Genomic DNA, 19,440 nt, shown 5'->3' with positions numbered 1-19,440 from the left:
GGTTACCTCCGGGTAAACAGCGCCGGGGAGTGGCCCGGGGACTAGCATGGGCAGCATGTCTGTTACCCGCGCCAAGCTGACCCCCGGAAAGCCCACCCCCATTCGCGCCGTGCCCGAGCACATCGCTCGCCCGGAATACGCCTGGAAGGACGAGGTACAAGAAAATATCGGGGAGCCCTTTGTGCAGACCCCCGAGACCATCGAGGCCATGCGCGAGGCCTCCACCATCGCCGCGAATGCGTTGGCCGCCGCCGGTGCCGCCGTGAAGCCGGGCGTGACCACCGATGAGATTGATCGGGTGGCCCACGAGTACATGATCGACCACGGCGCGTACCCCTCCACCCTGGGGTACATGCACTTTCCCAAGTCCTGCTGCGTCTCCCTCAACGAGATCGTGTGCCACGGTATCCCCGATAGCACGGTGATCCAGGACGGGGACATCGTGAACATCGACGTCACGGCCTTTAAGAACGGCGTACACGGGGATACCAACGCCACGTTCCTCGCCGGCGACGTCTCCGAGGAGCACCGCCTGCTGGTGGAGCGCACCCGCGAGGCCACCATGCGCGGCATTAAGGCCGCCAAGCCGGGCCGGGAGATCAACGTGATCGGCCGGGTGATCGAGTCCTATGCCAAGCGCTTTGGGTACAACGTGGTCACGGACTTCACCGGGCACGGGGTGGGCACCACGTTCCACAACGGGCTCATCGTGCTCCACTACGATTCCGATTCCTACCGCGACGTGCTAGAACCCGGCATGACGCTCACGGTGGAGCCGATGATTAACCTCGGCGGGTTGGACTATGACATCTGGGAGGACGGCTGGACGGTGCAAAACCGCGACGGCAAGTTCACCGCGCAGTTCGAGCACACCATCGTGATTACCGAGGACGGCAACGAGATCCTCACCCTGCCCACCGAGGGCTAGAGCCGCCTAGAACTCCAGCCCCAGCAGGGCGTTTTCCACCACCTCGGGCAGCGCGGGGTGAATCCAGTATTGCCCGCGCGCCGCCTCACGAACGTCAATATCAAAGGCCATGAGCGTGATGAGCTGCTGGATCAGGGTGGAGGCCTGGGGGCCCATCAGGTGCGCGCCCAGGAGTTTTCCGGTGGAGCGATCCGCGATGAGCTTCACCAGGCCGGTGGTGTCCTCCATCGCCCAGCCATAAGCCACGTGGCCGTATTCTTGTACCTTAACGGTGACCTCGGCACCCGTCTCGCGGGCCTGTTCCTCCGTGAGCCCCACGGTGGCGATCTGCGGGTGGGTGAACACCGCCGCCGGAACGTGCTTGTGCGGCAGCGGGCGCAGATCCTCCGGGTGGCGCAGGTTGTGCCAGATGGCGCGGGCCTCCGCGTTGGCCACGTGCTTGAGCAGGTAGGGGGAGGAGACGTCGCCCAGCGCCCACACGCCGGGGGCGGTGGTGGAGCGGCCGTACTCGTCCACATCCACGCTGCCCTTGGTCACGGAGACGTTGCCCGCCTGGGCATCGAGGCGATCGCCGTTGGGCACGCGGCCGGTGGCCACCAGCAGGTGCGTGGCCTGGGCGGTGGAGCCGTCGCTGAGCGTGGCGGTGATGGTGCCCTCGGCCTGAGTGAGTTCCGTGATCTCGGCGTTGAAGCGGACGTCGTAGCGCTCGGCGGCCAGCGCGGTGAACTTTTGGCTGATTTCCTTATCCAGGTGGCGCAGCAGGGAATCGGAGCGATTCACAATGGTCACCTTGGTACCCAGGGCCTCAAACACGTGGGCGAACTCCATGGCGATGTACCCGCCGCCCACGATGATGAGGGATTCCGGCTGCTCGGGCAGCCGCATGATCGTCTCATTGGTCTGGTATTCCACCCCGGATTCCGCGATCGCGTCCGGGATCATGGGGCGCGAACCCGCCGCCAGCACCACGTTATCGGCGGAGATGATGGCCTCCTGATCACCCTGTCCGGTGCGCAGGGTACGCTCGCCCACGAACACGGCGTGCTGATCGTAGACGTCGATGTTGGGGGTGCGGGGGCCGCGCCGGTATTCCTCCCCGGCCTTGGCAAAGCGATCAATGCGCTTGTCAAACACGCGGGAGACGATGCTGGGCCAGTCCACGGAATTAACCTGCGCGTCTATGCCGAGCCGGGCGGCCTGGCGGGTTTCCAGGGCTACGTCGGCCGCGTAGACGTACATCTTGGTGGGAATACAGCCTACGTTGAGGCAGGTGCCGCCAAAGCGGGCCTCCTCCACGAGGGCGATGGAGAGATCGTCGAACTCGGGCGGCAGGGTATTGCCGGAACCCGAGCCGATGACGATGAGATCATAATGCTTGGTGGGGGAACTCATGTGGGTTATAACCTCCTGGGGGTGGGGATTATTTCCGGGCCTGGTTGAGAGACTCATCTAGCCACGAGAGGGTCACCTCAAAGGCCTCCTCGCGCACCATCGGGGTGGAGAGGAACACATCATGGCGGGCGGAATCCAGGGGAATCACCGTGGAATCCTCCGCCAGGGCCGGAGCCAGGCGCTGAATCTGCTCCACGTCCAAGACGGTATCGGCGCTATCGGAGGCCGCCGAGTACTCGTGTCCCAGCCAGGACTTGGCGGAGCACAGGGTGAGCAGGGGCATGGGTAGCCTTCGTTGGGAACACGCGGCGGCCTGCCCGGCAAAGATCGCCTCGATCCACCCATAGTATTTTCGGTGCCCGCCCAGGGGCTTGAACGTGGTGTCATAGTCCCATTCCCCGCCCATGCTGCGGTGTAGGGACTGCCCGTAGGCGCTGATTTCCTTTTGGGGGAGGGAGAGCAAGGGGCGCACCTTGCCGATGGTGCTGGTGAGCGCCTTGGTTGCGGCCACCACGGCCTTGGGGAAGGGCATATCCAGCCAGGGGCTATTGAGAATCGCCGCGGGAACGCTCCTTAATAATGTGGGGTCGGTGCTACGCAGGTGATCCAGCCAGAGCACGGTAACCAGACCGCCGGTGGAGTGCGCCAGGGGGATCACGCCGCCGTGCTGCGCGCTGAGGAACCGGGCCGCCGCGGTGAGTTCGGGGTAGTAGTGGCGCAGATCGCTGGTGTAATGCCAGTGCTGGCCCTCGCGGTGGGAGCGCCCGCACTTGCGCAGGTCGAGGGCGTAAAAGGCGTAGCCCTGCGCGGTGAAGCGCTCCGCCACGTGCTTGTGAAAGAAATAATCCGTCATGCCGTGAATCCACAACACGGCGGGTTTTTTCGCTGCCTTGCCCTCGGGAGCGGGGGCCGTGGGGGCGTCGGCACGCACGAGGGTGGCCACCGCCTCACCCTCTCCATCGGGGTCGCGCCCCAGGCTCAGCGTCGCGGCGGAAAAGCCCTCTCCCAGTATGTCCTTATCCCAATGCAGCTCTTCGTCGGCGATGTGATCCATGTCGAGCCAGTGTAGACAGTTCCATCTCTCCGTTCTATCCCCCGTGGCGGGGGAGGTGGCGGGGGTACCATCCGGTAGCCGTGGCGTGGCAGAACACCCGATTGGGAAAGAAAAGGCGTGCCATAGTGCGGGACTTTCCTCCCCGGGGGCGTAAGGTGTAGGTCACTGACTGCGGCCCGTGTTGAGCAGATAGCGGTGTCGCGGGGTTGCAGGAGTCAAGCGAGGCAGCCGCCAGCGCAAAGAAAAAGAGGTAAAGAGCAAGTGTCTGAGAATGCAAAGATCAGCGACGAGGTGGATGTCGCACTCATCGGCGCGGGGATCATGAGCGCCACCCTGGGGGCCATGCTGCGAGAGCTGGAGCCCACATGGACGCAGATGGTGTTCGAGCGCCTCGACGGTGCCGCAATGGAATCCTCTTCCCCCTGGAATAACGCCGGTACCGGCCACTCCGCGCTGTGCGAACTGAACTACACGCCGGAGAAGAACGGCAAGATCGACGTCACCAAGGCCGTGGCGATCAACGAGAAGTTCCAGGTATCCCGCCAGTTCTGGGCCCACCAGGTCACCAGCGGCGTGCTGCCCTCCCCGAGGGACTTCATTAACCCCGTCCCCCACGTATCCCTGGCCCAGGGCGAGGACCAGGTGGGCTACTTGCGACGCCGCTACGAGGTGCTGTCCAAGCACACCCTCTTCCCGGACATGAAGTTCACCGATAACCGCGATGAGTTCGCAGAGAAACTGCCCCTCATGGCCGCCGGGCGCGACTACTCCGAGGACGTGGCGATCTCCTGGACGGACGCCGGAACGGACATCAACTACGGCTCCCTGACCCGCCAGTTCTTCGAGGCCGGGCAGCGCGCCGGGACGCAGTTCCGCTACGGCCACGAGGTCAAGGGCCTCAAACGCGAGGGCAAGAAGTGGCGCATTACCGTCAAGAACGTGCACACGGGTGACCTCTCCGTGGTGCGGGCGAACTTTGTGTTCGTGGGCGCGGGCGGTTACGCGCTGGATCTCCTGCGCAAGGCCGGCGTGGCCGACGTGCGCGGCATCGCAGGCTTCCCGATCTCCGGCATGTGGCTGCGCTGCACCAACGAGGAACTAATCGAACAGCACCAGGCCAAGGTGTACGGCAAGGCCCGCGTGGGCGCCCCGCCGATGTCCGTGCCACACCTGGACACTCGCGTGATCGACGGCAAGCGCGGCCTGCTCTTTGGCCCCTTCGCCGGGTGGACGCCCAAGTTCCTCAAGAAGGGCTCCTACCTGGATCTGTTCAAGTCCATCCGCCCGGATAACATCCCTTCCTACCTGGGCGTGGCCGTGCAGGAGTTCGGCCTGACCAAGTACCTGGTCACCGAGGTGCTGAAGAACTTTGATAGCCGCGTGGATACCCTGCGCGAGTACATGCCCCTGGCCGAGGGTAAGGACTGGGAGACCGTGATCGCCGGGCAGCGCGTGCAGGTGATTCAGCCGACGGCCGCCCCGCGCTTCGGCTCCCTGGAGTTTGGCACCGCCCTGGTCAATGACACCGACGGCTCCATCGCCGGTCTGCTCGGTGCCTCCCCGGGAGCCTCCATCGCCCCGGCGGCGATGGTGGAACTGCTGGAGCGCTGCTTTGGTGAGCGCATGATCGACTGGGGCGACAAGCTCATCGAGATGATCCCCTCCTACGGGCACAAGTTGGCCGGTGAGCCGGACATGTTTGCCGAGGCGTGGGAGAGCACCCAGCGCACCCTGCAACTGGAGGACTAGGTTCTTTAGCCGCTTGGTGCGTGCCAGCGCCGCCGCTCCTTCTCACGAGGTGAGAGGGGCGGCGGTTTTGTGTGGGTGAAGTGTTCGGGCGGTGTTGTTTTCCCGCCGGTGTGTGACGGAAGTGAATCCGTGGTGTTACTTAGCGGCGAGGTGGTACTTTTCCTTGCCGGTGTGTGACTGGTGGGACGAACACCGGAACCACAGCGCAAAGAAAGTACCTTTTCCTGCCACTGTGTGATGGGTGAGAACCACACCAGCCACACAACCCCAGGGAGGTGGTGAAAAATCCCGGATCGCCGCCCCGCGCGGGGTACACTCAGTGCCCATGACCGCAGCGCACCAGCAATCCACCCCCGGCCACGTGTACCTGGTGGGCGGTGGCCCGGGTGCCTGGGACCTCATCACCGTGCGAGGCATGCGGGCCCTGCAAAGCGCCGAGGTCATCCTCACCGATCACCTCGGCCCCACGGCGGAACTGGACAAACTCTGCGATACCTCCGCCAAGACGATCATTGACGTCTCCAAATTGCCCTACGGAAAGCAGACCGCTCAGGAAAAAATCAACGATCTGTTGGTGGAGCACGCTCACGCCGGGGCGGTGGTGGCTCGCCTCAAGGGCGGCGATCCCTATGTGTTTGGCCGTGGCTTCGAGGAATACGAGCATTGCCTGCGTCACGGGATTGATTGCGAGGTCATTCCCGGAGTGACCTCGGCGGTGGCGGTGCCGGAGTTGGCGGGCATACCGCTTACGCAGCGCGGACTCGTTCATTCTTTTCATGTGGTCTCCGGGCATCTTCCGCCGGGGCACCCGCGCTCCCGGGTGGATTGGTCTGCCCTGGCCCGCAGCGGCGGTACCATCGTGGTGATCATGGGGGTGCGGCAGGCGGGTGCTATCGCGGAAGCGCTTATCGACGCCACCCTGGCCCCCACCACGCCCTGCGCCATCGTGCAGGAGGGGAGCACGGAGCGAGAACAAGTGTTCCGTTGCACGCTGGGGGAACTAGAGGAGACGATGCGCAATAATCAGGTGCAGTCTCCTGCGGTATATGTGATTGGTGAGGTGGCCGGGTTGGGGATAGATCAACCCTGGGGTTGAGGCCGCGATGGGATCAACGCGCTACGGTGAGGAGGTTATGGGATTACTGAAGTGGATAGCGTGGCCTGATGTCAGCTGGGTGGGGAATCTGTGGTGAGTCATAGCTCTCAGTGCGTGGACGGTATTTTCCTATCTGAGCCTCGTCGATGCGAGGGTTTCTACTTCGGTCATGATCGTTGCGCTAGGGGTAGTGTTATTGATAGTGCCCAGGTCGCCAGATTTATTTTTAGGAGTGGCTACCCTCATATCTTTTGTTCTGTACTGGGTATATTATGAGTATTCTGCCATATCGTTCGGTTATGCGGTGATTTTCTACATGGCCTACCTGGCTGGGGAGAGATCTCAAAAGATTTCTCCAAAAATGTGGTTGATCATTATGGTTGTGGGATACTCCGCAGCCTCGTTGAGCTGGATGGGGGAGATGCTTGGTGGGGGAGTGTTCGGATTATCGCAGAGCACATTATGGGGGCGTTTGTGTTGGTGGATGTGTTCATTTTATTTTTCTGGATTTCCGGAAGCAACAAGAGAACCGTGAAAGTGCAGCGGCAGATCCTTCAAGAGAAGGCTGCCCTTGCGGGCACCTTGGAGCGCACTCGTATCGCGCGGGAGATGCACGATATTGTGGCACACAGTCTCTCCGGGGTGATCGCTTTGGCCGATGGTGCGCGCTATAGCGCGGCCAAGGAACCAAAGGTAGCGGTGAAAACTCTAGAAACCATCGCGGAGACTTCCCGGGAAGCCTTAACTCAGATGCGAGGTTTGCTTTCTGTACTGCGGGAGGACGGACAACGCGATACGAGGTCGGCTCCCGGTGTGGCGGATCTTTCTACGCTGGTGAGGGAGGCTCGCCGTAATGGTTTGGAACTCACGGTGATGGGGCTAAAAGATATTCCCGAGGATCTTCCTGTGCTTACGCAGTTCATCATTTATCGCACCGTGCAAGAGTTGCTGACCAATATGTTGAAGTATTCCAGTACCGCTACGGGCGGTCTCACGGTGAAAATAGAAAACCGTGCGGTGGTAATTCATTCGCGTAATCCTATGCAGGAGAATAAAGGTGAGAGCGGTTATGGCCTCATCGGTATGGGGGAGCGTGTGCGCGCCCAAGGTGGCACCCTGGATGTGAAAAGGAAAGACGGCGAGTTCCTAGTGGAAGCAAGGGTGACGTGGTGAGTGAGAAGATCACGGTGGGCCTGGTGGACGATCAACCCCTGGTGCGCACGGGTTTTGCCATGCTGGTGAACTCCCAGGAGGACATGGAGGTCTGCTGGGACGTTAATGACGGTGACCAGGTCCCAGGCCAAGAGCCCGTGGACGTGGTGCTCATGGACGTGCAAATGGCCAGGGTGGATGGCATTACCGCCACGGAAAACCTGCTGCGGGAACAACCATCCACCAAGGTCATCATGCTCACCACCTTTGACGATCACGAGTTCGTGCGTGGGGCCATTGACGCGGGGGCCAGCGGGTTCCTGCTCAAGGACGCCCAGCCGGAGGAATTGTTGCGCGCCGTGCGGGTGGTTCATTCCGGGGAGGCGATTTTAGCGCCCAAGGTGACCGCGAATATCCTGCGCGATGTAGCTGCGGTGACCTCTGGGGCGTCGATAAGCGCCACGGTGAGTACGGTGGAGGAACTGACCCAACGGGAAACGCACGTGCTGCGCCTGATGGCCCTGGGGCTGAATAATCAGGAGATCGCGGAGCATGAGTTTGTCTCTATGGCCACGGTGAAAACGCATGTTCGGCATATCCTGATGAAAACCTGTTCCAGGGATCGGGTGCAGGCGGTGCTTTTTGCGTACCGGCGTGGGGTGGTGACCCCGGAGGAATTGCTCAATCATCCCCACGGCTGATCTGGTTTTTTCACCCCTGGGGGCGATGTGCTGAGAACGTGGGTGCAGCACGATGGGGTACATGCTCGAAGTAAAGAATCTGACCAAAACGTATAAGAATAAAAGGGCCGTGGACGATCTCTCGTTCACCGTTCCCGATGGGCTCGTCACCGGGTTTCTCGGGCCCAATGGCGCGGGAAAGTCCACCACCATGCGCATGGCCGTGGGGCTAGAGCGTCCCACCGCCGGCACCGCCATCTTTGACGGCACGGAGTTCCGCAAACTTACCCACCCGGCCAAGGTCGTGGGCACGCTGCTCGACGCCACCTGGTTCCACCCCGGCCGCAGCGCCCGCGCGCACCTGGGCATGATGGCGGCGCTGCAAAACGTCCCCATGAGCCGCGTGGACGACGTGCTAGAGCGCGTGGGAATCATCAACGTGGCGCAGAAAAAGGTGGGCGGATATTCCCTGGGCATGAAGCAGCGCTTTGGCCTGGCCTGTGCGCTGCTGGGTGATCCGAAGCATTTGCTTCTCGACGAACCCGTCAATGGCCTCGACCCCGAGGGCGTGCATTGGATGCGCGATCGTATTCGGGAATTGGCTGCCGAGGGGCGTTCCGTGCTGGTGTCCTCTCATTTGCTCTCCGAGATGTCGCTGACGGCAGATCGCCTGGTGGTGATCGGGCGTGGCCAAATGGTGCGCGAGGGCACCGTGGCGGAGTTCGTGGGCACCAGCGGGGAATCACTCGTGGAGGTGCGGGTGGATCGCCCCGATGAGTTGGAGGACGCCCTGACCAGCAACGGAATCCGGGTGGAACGCGGCCCAGAGAACCAATTGAACGTCTTTGGTGTGGAGGACCCGGTGGAGGTCGGAGCGATGTGCCGGGCGCTCGACCTCACGGTGTCGGGCCTCCAGCGCCGCACCCCCTCCCTGGAAGAAGCATTCTTGGCTGCCACCGCTGATTCCGCCGAATACCGGGCGGCCTAGCCCCTTAATCCGTAAAGGAGTACATACCGCAATGTCACTTTTTCTTAGCCAGTCTCGCGCCCTTTTTTCCTTGCGGGCTACGTGGATATACCTCACTATCATCGCTTTGGGTATGACGCTGACGGACGTGCTCATGGCGTTAGCGATGGGCAAGGAACACACGATAGGTCTGAGCGATATTCTGGGGGTTCCTCATCAACTTGCACTCATCGTCATGATCTTCGGTGGAGCCATGATCGGTGGTGCGGAGTTGGCCAAGGGCAGTATCGGGTGGCTCTACCTTTCCACCAATCGCAGGGTATTGCTTGTAGTGGCGCGCATGGTTTTGTTGGTGGTGGCTTTTGCCCTCGCTGCCACCGTGGGCGCGGTGTTGGGTACCTTGATCCTGGCGGCGCTGGGATACCGGCTTGACCTGGGCAACCTTTGGGAAAAAGACACCTTGCTGGGGGTGGCTTCCGTGTACGGCACCTGGGTGATTTTCACGGTGCTGGCGGTTTTGCTTACCTATGCGCTGGGGCGAGGCGTGTACGCGGCCATGATTTTGATGGTGGATACGTTCTTGGTGGAGACCGCCCTGCTGGGCTTTGATCCCTCCTGGGGGCAGTTCCTGGCGCGTATTCTGCCGCTGGCGAATGTGCAGGCGATGACGCTGGGCGATGACTCGGCTTTTGCGGCGGCGCAGAACGGGCATCTGGGTGCCATGCTGATTTTGGTGGTCACCGTGGCTCTGCTGTTGGCTCTTGCGGCCAGGGCGATCAATCGCCGTGCGGTGAACTAATACTCCTCATTCACACTCTCGGAAAGGAAGAATAACTATGAAAAGGATGACTCGCTTGGCTCTCGTAGCCTCTGTGGCTTGCTCAACCATTGTACTTGCGGTTCAGGCTAACGCTGCCGAGGTAGCTCCGGGGGCGCCTATGCGCATGGCCACGGATGGCCTTGACAGTATTCAGGAGGAGATCGGGGAGGTTCCCCTGGAAATCGCCACCACGGCTTCATGCTCCCAGGGAATACCGGGGACAGTAACGCTTGAAGATGGTTCCCAGAAGAATGTGTTGGTGAGCGCTGGGCACTGTCTCTACGGTATTGCAGGAGAAGCGGAAGAAACGTATCCCGAGGTGTATGCCCCGCTGCCCGATGGCCGGAAGCTCATTGCCCAGCGCGAGCACGGAGATAAGGTGTACCCGGTCTCGGAGGGAGGGGGAGTAGACGCGGTGATCCGGCAGTTTGATGGGCCGGACTGGTCTACCGCTGAAGTGGCTCATGACGTAGAAATGAGCCGCGTGGCTGATTCCGTGGATCAATACGGGCGCAGGCACGGTGAACCCGTGGTGCTCACCGGGGTGCGTGACTACCGCGATCTTGGGCAGTGGGAGGTGGACTTTGATGACTTTGGCCAACCCATCTGCAAGGACGGGCAAACCTCTGGGCGTACTTGCGGGATTCAACTCATGCGCACGAGTAATGGTATCTGGCACACGAATCTCTCCCTATCAGGTGATTCCGGTGGCGTGAACTTTGATCCCGTTACGGGCGAAGCACTGGGCGTTACTTCGATGGGTTTCTTTGGGCTCGGGGGCCGTGCTCAGCCTATCGACGTGGCCTTGGAACAGGCCTGTGGTATTCCCGATGGGCAGGTCAATGAGCGCTTTACTTTGCCGGAATCTACGCAGGAGCACTCCCCGACGTACACCCTGGAAGAGGATACGGAGCAGACCCGTGAATGGGTAGAACAGAACATTCCCGAGGACATGTTTGCACCGGAAGAACCTCTGACCTTGGAGGACGCGCATGATCAGGCTTGGAGCAATCTGGAGGCTGGAGTGGGCGAGGCGCGGATTCAAACCCAGGACACCATGAACCGTCTTTCCGAGGACCCCACTCAGGTGGACACGGTGGTGAATAACGCCGTGGAGACTGCCGAGTATGTGGGTGGCTTGGTGGAGGAGACGGCCCAGGCCTATGGCTCGGCCTTTGAGAATCTTCTGGCAGAAGAAGGAAAAGAGGAAGAGTAATGTCGCGTATTCGTTATGGCTCTGTGGCGGTGTGTCTGGTGGGAATTGCCACTGGCATGGTCGCGCCCGTTACCACCGCTGCGTCGGCCACCGCTGCCGAGGTCGCGCCGGGCGCACCCATGCGGACCAAGGTAGAGAACTTTGATGAGGTCCCCGTCGAGATTCCCCTGGAGATCGCCTCGCCCGCTTCGTGCTCCCAGGGCGTGTCCGGCACGGTGACCCTGCCCGATGGCTCCCAGAAAAACGTGATGGTGAGCGCGGCGCACTGCTTGTATGGGGAAACCGGAGACGAGGTTGATCTGGCCCCGGAGGTGTACATTCCCCTGGAGGAGGGGCGCAAGGTGATCGGTACTCGCGATCATGGGGAAGAGTTTGATTATGACGGTACGCAGCGGGAATTCTTCGATCCGGATAACTGGGATCCGATAAAGAATGATCCCCAGGACTGGGCCACGGCGGAATTGGTCGAGGGGGTGGAGATGACGCGAGTGGCGGACTCGGTGGATCAGTATGGCCGCCGCCACGGGGACCCAGTGGTGCTCACGGGGGTGCGCGATTACCGCACTCTTGTGGAGGGGGAGGTCTCCTTTGATAACTTTGGCCAGCTCATCTGCAAGGACGGCCAGACCACGGGCCGCACCTGCGGGGTGCAGTACCTGCGCACGCGTAACGGCCTGTGGTACGTGGGGCTGGCGCTACCGGGCGATTCCGGCGGGGTGAACTTTGACCCCGTCACCGGGGAAGCCCTGGGTGTTTCCTCTACCGCCGGGCTGGGGTTGTTCGTCCGTGCTCAGCCTATCGACGCCGCCCTGGAGGAGGCCTACGACATTCCTGATGGGCAGGTAAACGAGCACTTTGCGTTGCCGGAATCCACCCAGCCGCACACCCCCATGCGAACCTTGGATGAGGAGGTGACCTACCAGGAGCAGTGGTGGGAGGAGAACTTCCCCGGGGAAATCGAGGAGCCAGCGCCGCAGACGCTGGAGGAGGCTGGTGACGTGGCCCAGGCCAATTGGTCCGCCGGTGTGGGTGAGGTGACCCTGCAAACCGCAGATGCCGTGAACCTTCTTTCCGAGGATCCCATTCAGGTGGACACGGTGGTGAATAACGCCGTGGAGACTGCCGAGTATGTGGGTGGCTTGGTGGAGGAGACGGCCCAGGCCTATGGTGAGGCTCTGGATAACCTCCTCGCGGAAGAAGTAACTGAATAACTCACACCACCAGGGTGAGTTGGGTGGGAGAGTTTTCCTCCACCGTCATGCCCGCTTCCCGCGCCACCTCGGCCACTGAGGCGGCGTCGGTAGGCGCGGCGTCGCTAAGCGCCAGCACGCGGGCCAATTCCCCCTTGTAGTGCTTATTAAAGTGGCTGACTACCTTGCGGCTGCCATCCTCGCGCACGGATTCCACGCGCACGGTAAGCGCGCCGGGGCAGGGGCCTAGTTGCTGGTAGCCGCCGGAGCGCAGGTCGATCACCAGCCCGTCCACCTCGCTGAGGGCCCGGGTGATGGTCTTGCCCCAGCGGGACTTCATGGTGGGGAGGTTGCCGTCGGCGTCGGGGAGTTTGGTGCCGGCGGAGAGGCGGTAGTGAGGGATCATGTCCCCGGCGCGCACCACCCCGAAAAGCGCGGAGCCCACCGCCAGGCGCTCGCGTGCGGCGGGCGGGAGGGAGGGGGCATCGAGGGCGTCGTAAAGCACCCCCGTGTAGCGCTCGATGGCGGGCATGGTGGGCCCGGAGAACAGGCGAGTGTTTTCCTCGGCCTCGGGGCGCAGTTTCTCCGAGATTCCGAGGATTCCCAGCGCCTCGTCCACGGGTAATCCGGCGAGGTCGGCGGCGATGCTGCGCCGCTGGGCGGCGAGGGAGGCAAAGGAAAGGGAATCCCAGTTCAACGGTGCGCCATCGCCCCCGTGGGCCTTGGTCTCCGATGGGGGTAGGACGATCAACATGTGCTCTAGCCTAACGGGTAGAGTCTGAGGTCATGATTACTCGCTTGTCCACGCTCTTTTTGCGCACTCTGCGTGAGGACCCCGCCGACGCCGAGGTGCCCAGCCATAAGCTGCTCGTTCGCGCCGGATACATTCGCCGCGTCGCCCCCGGTATTTACTCCTGGCTCCCGCTGGGCCTGCGCACCCTGCGCAAGATCGAAACCGTGGTGCGCGAGGAGATGGACGGCATCGGCGCGCAGGAACTGCTCTTCCCCGCGCTGCTGCCGCGCGAGCCCTACGAGACTTCTCAACGCTGGACGGAGTATGGCTCCTCCCTGCTGCGGCTCAAGGACCGCAAGGGGGCAGATATGCTGCTTGGCCCCACGCATGAGGAGATGTTTACCACGGCGGTCAAGGACCTCTATTCCTCGTACAAGGACTTCCCCGTCACCCTCTACCAGGTGCAGACCAAGTACCGAGATGAGGAGCGCCCCCGCGCCGGTATCCTGCGTGGCCGGGAGTTTGTGATGAAGGATTCCTATTCCTTCGACATGGACGATGCCGGGCTGGCGGAGTCCTACCAGCGCCATCGCGGCGCGTACCAGCGCGTGTTTGATCGCCTGGGTCTGGAATACGTGATCTGCGCGGCCACCTCCGGGGCGATGGGTGGCTCGGCCTCCGAGGAGTTCCTGGCCATTTCCCCCAACGGCGAGGACACCTTTGTGCGCGCCACGCAGGGCGATTACGCCGCCAACGTGGAGGCCGTGGTGACCCAGCCTGGCCAGGAGCGCGAGATCGAGGGGCAGCCGGAGGCCCGCACCTACGAAACCCCGGACGCCCCCACGATGGAGACCCTGCTGGACTGGGCACGCGCCGAGGGGCTGACTATCGACGACCGCCCGGTGCAGCTCAGCGATACCCTCAAGTGCCTCATGGTCAAGGTCACCCAGCCGGGAGCCGAGGAGGCGGAATTGATGGGAATCCTCATTCCGGGCGACCGCGAGGCGGACATGAAGCGTCTGGAGGCCTCCTTTGAGCCCGCCGAGGTGGCCCTGGCGGAGGAGGCGGACTTTAAGAACAATCCCTTCCTGGTCAAGGGGTACATCGGCCCGCGCGGCCTGGCGGCCAACGGGATCACCGTGCTGGCCGATCCCCGCGTGGTGCGCGGTACCCGCTGGGTCACCGGGGCCGATGAGAAGAACCGCCACGTGGTGAACCTGGTGTGCGGGCGCGACTTCACCCCGGACGGATACGTGGAGGCCGCCCAGATCAAGGAGGGCGACCCCGCCCCGGAGGGCCAGGGCACCCTGACCCTGGAGCGCGGCATCGAGATCGGCCACATCTTCCAACTGGGGCGCAAGTACACCGAGGCCTTTGACGTGCAGATCCTGGACGTGAACGGCAAGCGCTCCGTGCCCACGATGGGCTCCTATGGCATTGGCGTTTCCCGCGTGATGGCGGTGCTGGCCGAGCAGATGCACGATGACAAGGGCCTGCGCTGGCCGGTGGCGGTGGCCCCCTACCAGGTGCACGTGGTGGCAGCGAACAAGGATACCGCCGCCGTGGAGGCCGCTGGTGCCCTGGCGGAGGAACTCTCCCGGGCGGGAATCGAGGTGCTCTTTGATGATCGCCCCAAGGTGCGCCCCGGCGTGAAGTTCAAGGACGCCGAACTGCTGGGTATGCCCTTTGCCGCGATCCTGGGCCGGGGTTACGCCGAGGGCAAGATCGAACTGCGCGTGCGCGGCGGGGAATCCGTGGAGGTACCGGCTGAGGAGGCCGCGCAGACCCTCCTGGAATGGGTGCGCGGCTGAGTGGCTGAGCCTTTCCTGGGCCTCTTTAGGCTCCGGGGCGGGGTGGAGCTCGGGATTAGCGGAAGCGCCCCGCGTGGGCGGCTCCGGTCACCGCGAGTTCCAGCCACCCGGCTTCATCGCTGGGGGCGGCGGCCGCGGCGGCCTCCCAGGAATCCGCAGCCTGATTGATGGCGGCGGAGACGAACTCCTGGGCGGAGGCGGCGTCTGTGGGGGAGGGAACCCCGGTGATGAGGTATCCGGCTTCGGCCACGGGGACGTCCCCGGTGGGTTCGAGCGCGGTGGTCAGGGCCGCGATGCGCTCGTTGATCGCGGAGGTGAGATCGGCAAGGTCGCTCGCGCCAAAGGCCTTGGCCACCCCCACCCCGTAGGCCAGGGCGTGCTCCCGGCGCAGCACCTCGCGGGCGGCGTCGGCGGCCGTGGGGCTGGCGGTGAGGTCGGCCTTTTCGGCGGCCTCGGCAACGTCGGTGGTGTCGGTGGCCTCAGCCAGAATGATCGCCTGCTGGGCGGCCAGGGGGCGCGACTCCTCCGGGAGGGAAGCAAAGCTCAACAGGATTTGTTCTAGGCCGGTGTGTTCTAGGGGTTCGGTTTGCTCCGCCTGGTCGGTGGTGCAGGAGGCCGGGGTGCTGCCGTCCTCCTGCGTGCCGCAGAGCCGGGCGACCTCGGCGTCGAAAGTCCGGGCCTGTTCCTCCCGCAGCGCGGCGAGGTGGGGATCGTCGATGGAAAGCCGATCCGCGTCCGCGCGGGCCCCGGCGGCTAACTCGCTCACCGCGGCGTTGGGCCGAGGGCCAAAGAAGCGATCCACCTCGCAGCCGCTGAGCAGTGGTGCGGCGGCGAGGCTGAGGGCAAGAGCGAGGCTGGCGCGGGAAACAGACACGTGCATTGACCATACCGGCTCCGCGCTAGGCTTGGCTCATGCCATTCCCCACTTCGGAAGAAATTACCGCCCTCGCCCGCCCCGTGGTGGAGGCCCACGGCCATCCCATCGAGGGGGTGCGCATCAACCGCGCCGGCAAGAAATCCCTGGTAGCCATCATGGTGGACGCGGACTCGGACACCCTTGAGGCGATCTCCAACGAACTATCGGGGCTTTTCGACGCCGCCGAGGCCGCAGGCGAGTGCAGCTTTGGCCCCGGCTACACGCTGGAGGTGAGCACGCCCGGCGTGGATACCCCGCTGAGCGCCCCCCGGCGCTGGCGACGCAACCGGCATCGCCTGGTATCCGTCACTCTCGCCGGGGAGGATAAGCCCATGACCGGGCGCATTGGGGCGCTGGCGGACGACGAATCCGCCGTGATCCTCGTGCGCGGCAAGGGCAAGAGCGTGGGGTTGGAGGCCCTGCGATTGGATCAGGAACTCACCGCAGTGGTACAAATTGAGTTCGCAAAGCCGCCGGAGGAGCAGATTGCGCTCACCGGCCTCACATACGAAGAAGCCACGCGGTGGCAGGAGGAGCACAAGTGAATATTGATCTGGGCGCGCTTCAGGCGATCGAGAACGACCGAGGCATTCCCGTCGATGACCTCCTCCAGACCGTCGCCAAGGCTCTGCTTTTTGCCTATCGCGGCTACCGGGGCACCGAACCCACCGAGACCGAGCGCGCCCGCGTGGATATTGACTCCATCACCGGCGCGGTCAGCGTGATTGTGACCGAGTACGAGGAGGATGGCGCCGTCTCCTCCGAGTACGACGACACCCCCGAGGGCTTCGCCGGAGTGGCCGCCCCCGCCGTGCGCACCGCCCTGATCAAGCGCCTGCGCGAGGCCGAGACGGGCGTGGCCTATGACAACTACCAGGAACTCCAAGGCAAGGTCGTCTCCGGCGTGGTGCAGCGCGACGCCTACGCCAACCAAAAGGGCATCGTGGTAGTGGAACTGGGCACGGAAATAGAGCACCAGGACGGAATCCTGCTGCCCGCCGAGCAGCTCCCGGGCGAAAAACTCAGCCACGGCGATCGCGTGAAGGCCTATGTGGTGGGCGTGAATCGCGGCGGCCAGCGCCTCCAGATCAACCTCTCGCGCACCCACCCGGAACTGGTGCGCGGCCTCTTTGAGCTGGAGGTGCCTGAGATCGTAGAGGGCTCCGTGGAGATCGTGGGCATTGCCCGCGAGGCCGGACACCGCTCCAAGGTGGCCGTGAAGGCCCGCTCCAAGGGACTCAACGCCAAGGGCGCCTGCATCGGGCCGCGCGGCCAGCGCGTGCGCAACATCATGGAGGCCCTGGGCGGGGAGAAGATCGACATCATTGATTACTCCAAGGACCCCAAGAAGTTCGTGGCCAACGCGCTTTCCCCCTCCAAGGTGGTGCGCGTGGAGATCACCAATGCCGAGGAGCAGGCCGCGCGCGTGGTGGTGCCGGACTATCAGCTCTCCCTGGCCATTGGCAAGGAGGGGCAGAACGCCCGCCTGGCGGCGCGCCTGACCGGCTGGAAGATCGACATCCACTCGGACGCGGAGTAGATCTGCCGTTTGACCTGTGGGAATAGAAGTGGCCTCGGGGGTCTGCGATCCCGCAAAAATCCCTCTCCCGGGAATAGATCAGCGGCTGCGAAGTTATTATCTACTTAACAGAGATCAAGTAACTCCGCAGCCCCGGCGATCCCTTCCAGGCTGAGTAGCTCAGTAGACCAATCTCGATCCCGGCGTAGCACATCGGCTACGTCTTTCATAGGTACATCAGGATGAATCTCATCGGCGTTGACCTCCCAGAATGTATCTGTGGGGCTGCCGGTGGCCAGGAGAACCTGAATCTTCATCTCGCCTTGGGCATGAATCAACACGGGTATGAGGAAGCTCGTCTCACCGGCTTCCTTACGGCGATGGACGGTTGTGAGAACTTCGTGGAAAGGGGTATCCCATTCACAGGGAATGATGGCGCTGCCGGGGGTCCAGCCGTCTTCTTCCAGATGGGTGCGGTAGGTAGGATTGCGCAGTTCTAGGGTGAGCCTACGGGCTGTGAGGAGGCGTAACTTTGTGCGAAGTTTGCGCTCCATGGAGCGTTTAATCATGACCACGAATCCCACCTTTCGAGGTATGCTTCCCAGTTTGACATGATCAGGGCGTAGCAGTGATCGTAGCACTCGTCGATGATCTTTTCTGCGCTTTGCTGGTCGGGGGAATTCTTGAGGGAACGGATGACGTAGTACTTGGGATCCTCGTCGCCGTTGGCATAGAACTGATGCCTGTGGACTTCAGAGTGACAGCAGTCGATCCTGGCAACGTCATGGTTTTGGACGTAAGGGTAACGGGGGTGATGATGGTTGATGTGTTCGTTGAGGGAGAAGTCGATGATGCGTCCTTGGAAGTAGGACTCTCGCATGGATAGTTCACACCCATCGGAAAGGTCGATGGGTGTGGTCACGGTGGTATCGGCTTCCTGCGGAGTGTAGATGAATGTGGGTGGTGGGGTGGACATATCGGCAAGATTGCGGTGCTTAGGATTTGGATTGAGGCCCATAGAGAGATGATAGGGCACGGTTGATGAAGCGTGGGGGTGTTTTGCAGGTCATTATCCTGGGGATACGGGCTCGCCCCGTGTCGATGCACTCCGTTATCCTGTTTGGCCGGTCAAGGACTGACCACTGTTAGCATGCAACTCCATTTTCATCGTGTAGCGGATTGCTGAGGCTGTGGCTCCACCCATTGACGAGCCTCCCCGCGTGCCTTACGGTGGAAAATTGTTAGTGTTCCGCCACAATCGTGAAGGAGAATTCGTTATGTCTAAGTCTTTGCGTCGCGGCGTTGCCGCAGCCGCTGCCTCCGTTCTGGCCCTCGGCTCCACCGCCGTGGCCTCCGCCGTGAGCGAGCCGCACCCTGGCTATGAGGAGCACCTGTTCTCTGGCTCCTCCACCTCCGTGGCCGCCTTTGAAAACTGGTTCGCCGGTGGTGAGTTTGTGCAGCCGGAGTATGAGACCCGCGATCTGCGCAGCCTGAAGGTCAATGAGCACGAGACCGCCGAGGCTGGCGATACCGTGTACAAGGACGATCAGGGCCGCTTCTGGGTGAAGCAGGACGCCGTCGTTAAGTAAAAGTAGTTCTACCGATTCCCCGCGCGCGGTTATTGCCAGCCTGTGCGCGGGGAATCGTGCTGTGCGGGGGCGTCGATAAGCGGGGGAGTACCTAACTACAACTTCCGGGCCTCGTCGCGTACACTGTACTGCGGCCCTGGTCGTCACAGGGTCTGGTTCGTCATGGCAGATTATAAGGAGGCATGGGGCAGGTTGTCGCAAGCAAAGCCAATCCGCACCTGCGTTGCCACTCGGCAGCGCCGCCCCCATACTGATCTTCTGCGCATGGTGATAGCCCCACAGGGAAACCGGAGGATCGTTCCCGATCCGCAGTGTGTTCTCCCTGGGCGCGGGGCGTGGATTATCCCAGACCTTGAGGCGTTGGAGCTTGCGCAAAAGCGCCGCGCAATCCAGCGCGCGCTGAAGGTGCCCGTGGACACGGACACGAGTGAAGTTCATGCCTACCTGGAGGGCCGTCTGGCGATGCCGGGCACCTCCACGGTTCGGGGAACGGAACGGATACAAGGAAAGAAGACCGAACACTGATGAGCACACGATGAAGCATCAGCGATGAACGTCAAGAACCAGGACTAGGGACTGGAAGTATCCTTAAAAAGACTTTTACGGGTACTTCTCGGTTCCTAGCACA

At 62.6% G+C, this 19,440-nt stretch carries 20 protein-coding genes; 14 read left to right on the top strand and 6 right to left on the bottom strand.

The annotated features are described in order from the left end of the window. Window positions 1–46 precede the first annotated feature (46 nt). On the top strand, window positions 47–928 hold the full coding sequence (gene map / locus OLW90_RS06890; RefSeq protein ID WP_319649358.1) for a type I methionyl aminopeptidase: 882 nt from the start codon (window positions 47–49) through the stop codon (window positions 926–928). Window positions 929–934: 6 nt separating this feature from the next. Here map and mtr read toward each other — a convergent pair whose 3' ends face one another. Then, window positions 935–2,320 (bottom strand): mycothione reductase, encoded by a 1,386-nt coding sequence (mtr, locus tag OLW90_RS06885; RefSeq protein ID WP_319649357.1) that lies wholly within the window; start codon window positions 2,318–2,320, stop codon window positions 935–937. 28 nt (window positions 2,321–2,348) lie between these two features. After that, a complete protein-coding gene (locus tag OLW90_RS06880) occupies window positions 2,349–3,374 on the bottom strand; it encodes an alpha/beta hydrolase (protein WP_319649356.1) in 1,026 nt (341 codons plus the stop codon). Between the two features lie 261 nt (window positions 3,375–3,635). Here OLW90_RS06880 and mqo point away from each other — a divergent pair, with 261 nt between their 5' ends. The 8 genes from mqo to OLW90_RS06840 all read left to right on the top strand — a co-directional run bounded on the left by mqo (window position 3,636) and on the right by OLW90_RS06840 (window position 12,265). Continuing rightward, the gene (gene mqo / locus OLW90_RS06875; protein WP_319649355.1) at window positions 3,636–5,123 is read left to right on the top strand and encodes a malate dehydrogenase (quinone); all 1,488 of its coding nucleotides are present in this window, start codon (window positions 3,636–3,638) and stop codon (window positions 5,121–5,123) included. A 325-nt stretch (window positions 5,124–5,448) separates the two neighbouring features. Further along, window positions 5,449–6,219: a uroporphyrinogen-III C-methyltransferase gene (gene cobA, locus OLW90_RS06870; protein ID WP_319649354.1), complete on the top strand. Its 771-nt coding sequence runs from the start codon at window positions 5,449–5,451 to the stop codon at window positions 6,217–6,219. 363 nt (window positions 6,220–6,582) lie between these two features. After that, the gene (locus OLW90_RS06865; RefSeq protein WP_319649353.1) at window positions 6,583–7,392 is read left to right on the top strand and encodes a sensor histidine kinase; all 810 of its coding nucleotides are present in this window, start codon (window positions 6,583–6,585) and stop codon (window positions 7,390–7,392) included. A 59-nt stretch (window positions 7,393–7,451) separates the two neighbouring features. Further along, window positions 7,452–8,072, top strand: a complete 621-nt coding sequence (locus tag OLW90_RS06860) for a response regulator (protein ID WP_413464506.1) — start codon at window positions 7,452–7,454, stop codon at window positions 8,070–8,072. A 61-nt stretch (window positions 8,073–8,133) separates the two neighbouring features. Next, complete coding sequence (locus OLW90_RS06855; protein ID WP_319649350.1) at window positions 8,134–9,039, top strand: ABC transporter ATP-binding protein; 906 nt, start codon at window positions 8,134–8,136, stop codon at window positions 9,037–9,039. A 112-nt stretch (window positions 9,040–9,151) separates the two neighbouring features. After that, window positions 9,152–9,817: an ABC transporter permease gene (locus tag OLW90_RS06850; protein WP_319649349.1), complete on the top strand. Its 666-nt coding sequence runs from the start codon at window positions 9,152–9,154 to the stop codon at window positions 9,815–9,817. A 145-nt stretch (window positions 9,818–9,962) separates the two neighbouring features. Then, on the top strand, window positions 9,963–11,054 hold the full coding sequence (locus OLW90_RS06845) for a hypothetical protein (RefSeq protein ID WP_319649348.1): 1,092 nt from the start codon (window positions 9,963–9,965) through the stop codon (window positions 11,052–11,054). Continuing rightward, complete coding sequence (locus OLW90_RS06840) at window positions 11,054–12,265, top strand: hypothetical protein (RefSeq protein ID WP_319649347.1); 1,212 nt, start codon at window positions 11,054–11,056, stop codon at window positions 12,263–12,265. The genes OLW90_RS06845 and OLW90_RS06840 overlap by 1 nt, the downstream gene beginning before the upstream one ends. A 1-nt stretch (window position 12,266) precedes the next feature. Here OLW90_RS06840 and yaaA read toward each other — a convergent pair whose 3' ends face one another. After that, on the bottom strand, window positions 12,267–12,998 hold the full coding sequence (gene yaaA / locus OLW90_RS06835) for a peroxide stress protein YaaA (RefSeq protein ID WP_319649346.1): 732 nt from the start codon (window positions 12,996–12,998) through the stop codon (window positions 12,267–12,269). 32 nt (window positions 12,999–13,030) lie between these two features. On the opposite strand from yaaA, the gene OLW90_RS06830 reads away from it, so the two are divergent. Beyond that, window positions 13,031–14,788 carry a proline--tRNA ligase gene (locus OLW90_RS06830; protein WP_319649345.1) on the top strand — a complete coding sequence of 586 codons (1,758 nt, stop codon included), beginning with the start codon at window positions 13,031–13,033 and terminating at the stop codon, window positions 14,786–14,788. A gap of 55 nt (window positions 14,789–14,843) precedes the next feature. Here OLW90_RS06830 and OLW90_RS06825 read toward each other — a convergent pair whose 3' ends face one another. Further along, window positions 14,844–15,662 (bottom strand): hypothetical protein, encoded by an 819-nt coding sequence (locus tag OLW90_RS06825; RefSeq protein WP_319649344.1) that lies wholly within the window; start codon window positions 15,660–15,662, stop codon window positions 14,844–14,846. 38 nt (window positions 15,663–15,700) lie between these two features. Between OLW90_RS06825 and rimP the strand changes: the two genes are divergently transcribed. Together rimP and nusA are read left to right on the top strand one after the other, a co-directional pair. Beyond that, window positions 15,701–16,249 carry a ribosome maturation factor RimP gene (rimP, locus tag OLW90_RS06820; RefSeq protein ID WP_319649343.1) on the top strand — a complete coding sequence of 183 codons (549 nt, stop codon included), beginning with the start codon at window positions 15,701–15,703 and terminating at the stop codon, window positions 16,247–16,249. Beyond that, window positions 16,246–17,244: a transcription termination factor NusA gene (gene nusA / locus OLW90_RS06815; RefSeq protein ID WP_319649342.1), complete on the top strand. Its 999-nt coding sequence runs from the start codon at window positions 16,246–16,248 to the stop codon at window positions 17,242–17,244. Before rimP ends, nusA begins: the two co-directional genes overlap by 4 nt. Window positions 17,245–17,348: 104 nt before the next feature. Here nusA and OLW90_RS06810 read toward each other — a convergent pair whose 3' ends face one another. Continuing rightward, window positions 17,349–17,792: a hypothetical protein gene (locus OLW90_RS06810; RefSeq protein ID WP_319649340.1), complete on the bottom strand. Its 444-nt coding sequence runs from the start codon at window positions 17,790–17,792 to the stop codon at window positions 17,349–17,351. Continuing rightward, window positions 17,789–18,241: a hypothetical protein gene (locus tag OLW90_RS06805; protein ID WP_319649339.1), complete on the bottom strand. Its 453-nt coding sequence runs from the start codon at window positions 18,239–18,241 to the stop codon at window positions 17,789–17,791. The genes OLW90_RS06810 and OLW90_RS06805 overlap by 4 nt, the downstream gene beginning before the upstream one ends. Before the next feature lie 259 nt (window positions 18,242–18,500). Here OLW90_RS06805 and OLW90_RS06800 point away from each other — a divergent pair, with 259 nt between their 5' ends. Together OLW90_RS06800 and OLW90_RS06795 are read left to right on the top strand one after the other, a co-directional pair. Next, complete coding sequence (locus OLW90_RS06800; protein ID WP_319649338.1) at window positions 18,501–18,812, top strand: hypothetical protein; 312 nt, start codon at window positions 18,501–18,503, stop codon at window positions 18,810–18,812. A gap of 162 nt (window positions 18,813–18,974) precedes the next feature. Continuing rightward, the gene (locus OLW90_RS06795) at window positions 18,975–19,337 is read left to right on the top strand and encodes a YlxR family protein (protein WP_319649337.1); all 363 of its coding nucleotides are present in this window, start codon (window positions 18,975–18,977) and stop codon (window positions 19,335–19,337) included. Window positions 19,338–19,440 lie beyond the last annotated feature (103 nt).

The sequence above is a fragment of the Corynebacterium sp. 21KM1197 genome (assembly GCF_033783015.1).
Classification (GTDB): domain Bacteria; phylum Actinomycetota; class Actinomycetes; order Mycobacteriales; family Mycobacteriaceae; genus Corynebacterium.
This window is presented reverse-complemented; position numbering and strand designations above follow the sequence as displayed.

Bases quoted from the DNA above. Each gene is read 5' to 3' on its own strand.
- map (WP_319649358.1), top strand. From the start codon at position 47: ATGGGCAGCATGTCTGTTACCCGCGCCAAGCTGACCCCCGGAAAGCCC.
- mtr (WP_319649357.1), bottom strand. From the start codon at position 2,320: ATGAGTTCCCCCACCAAGCATTATGATCTCATCGTCATCGGCTCGGGT.
- OLW90_RS06880 (WP_319649356.1), bottom strand. From the start codon at position 3,374: ATGGATCACATCGCCGACGAAGAGCTGCATTGGGATAAGGACATACTG.
- cobA (WP_319649354.1), top strand. From the start codon at position 5,449: ATGACCGCAGCGCACCAGCAATCCACCCCCGGCCACGTGTACCTGGTG.
- OLW90_RS06860 (WP_413464506.1), top strand. From the start codon at position 7,452: ATGCTGGTGAACTCCCAGGAGGACATGGAGGTCTGCTGGGACGTTAAT.
- OLW90_RS06855 (WP_319649350.1), top strand. From the start codon at position 8,134: ATGCTCGAAGTAAAGAATCTGACCAAAACGTATAAGAATAAAAGGGCC.
- OLW90_RS06850 (WP_319649349.1), top strand. From the start codon at position 9,152: ATGACGCTGACGGACGTGCTCATGGCGTTAGCGATGGGCAAGGAACAC.
- OLW90_RS06845 (WP_319649348.1), top strand. From the start codon at position 9,963: ATGGCCACGGATGGCCTTGACAGTATTCAGGAGGAGATCGGGGAGGTT.
- OLW90_RS06840 (WP_319649347.1), top strand. From the start codon at position 11,054: ATGTCGCGTATTCGTTATGGCTCTGTGGCGGTGTGTCTGGTGGGAATT.
- yaaA (WP_319649346.1), bottom strand. From the start codon at position 12,998: ATGTTGATCGTCCTACCCCCATCGGAGACCAAGGCCCACGGGGGCGAT.
- OLW90_RS06830 (WP_319649345.1), top strand. From the start codon at position 13,031: ATGATTACTCGCTTGTCCACGCTCTTTTTGCGCACTCTGCGTGAGGAC.
- rimP (WP_319649343.1), top strand. From the start codon at position 15,701: ATGCCATTCCCCACTTCGGAAGAAATTACCGCCCTCGCCCGCCCCGTG.
- OLW90_RS06810 (WP_319649340.1), bottom strand. From the start codon at position 17,792: ATGATTAAACGCTCCATGGAGCGCAAACTTCGCACAAAGTTACGCCTC.
- OLW90_RS06805 (WP_319649339.1), bottom strand. From the start codon at position 18,241: ATGGGCCTCAATCCAAATCCTAAGCACCGCAATCTTGCCGATATGTCC.
- OLW90_RS06800 (WP_319649338.1), top strand. From the start codon at position 18,501: ATGTCTAAGTCTTTGCGTCGCGGCGTTGCCGCAGCCGCTGCCTCCGTT.
- OLW90_RS06795 (WP_319649337.1), top strand. From the start codon at position 18,975: ATGGCAGATTATAAGGAGGCATGGGGCAGGTTGTCGCAAGCAAAGCCA.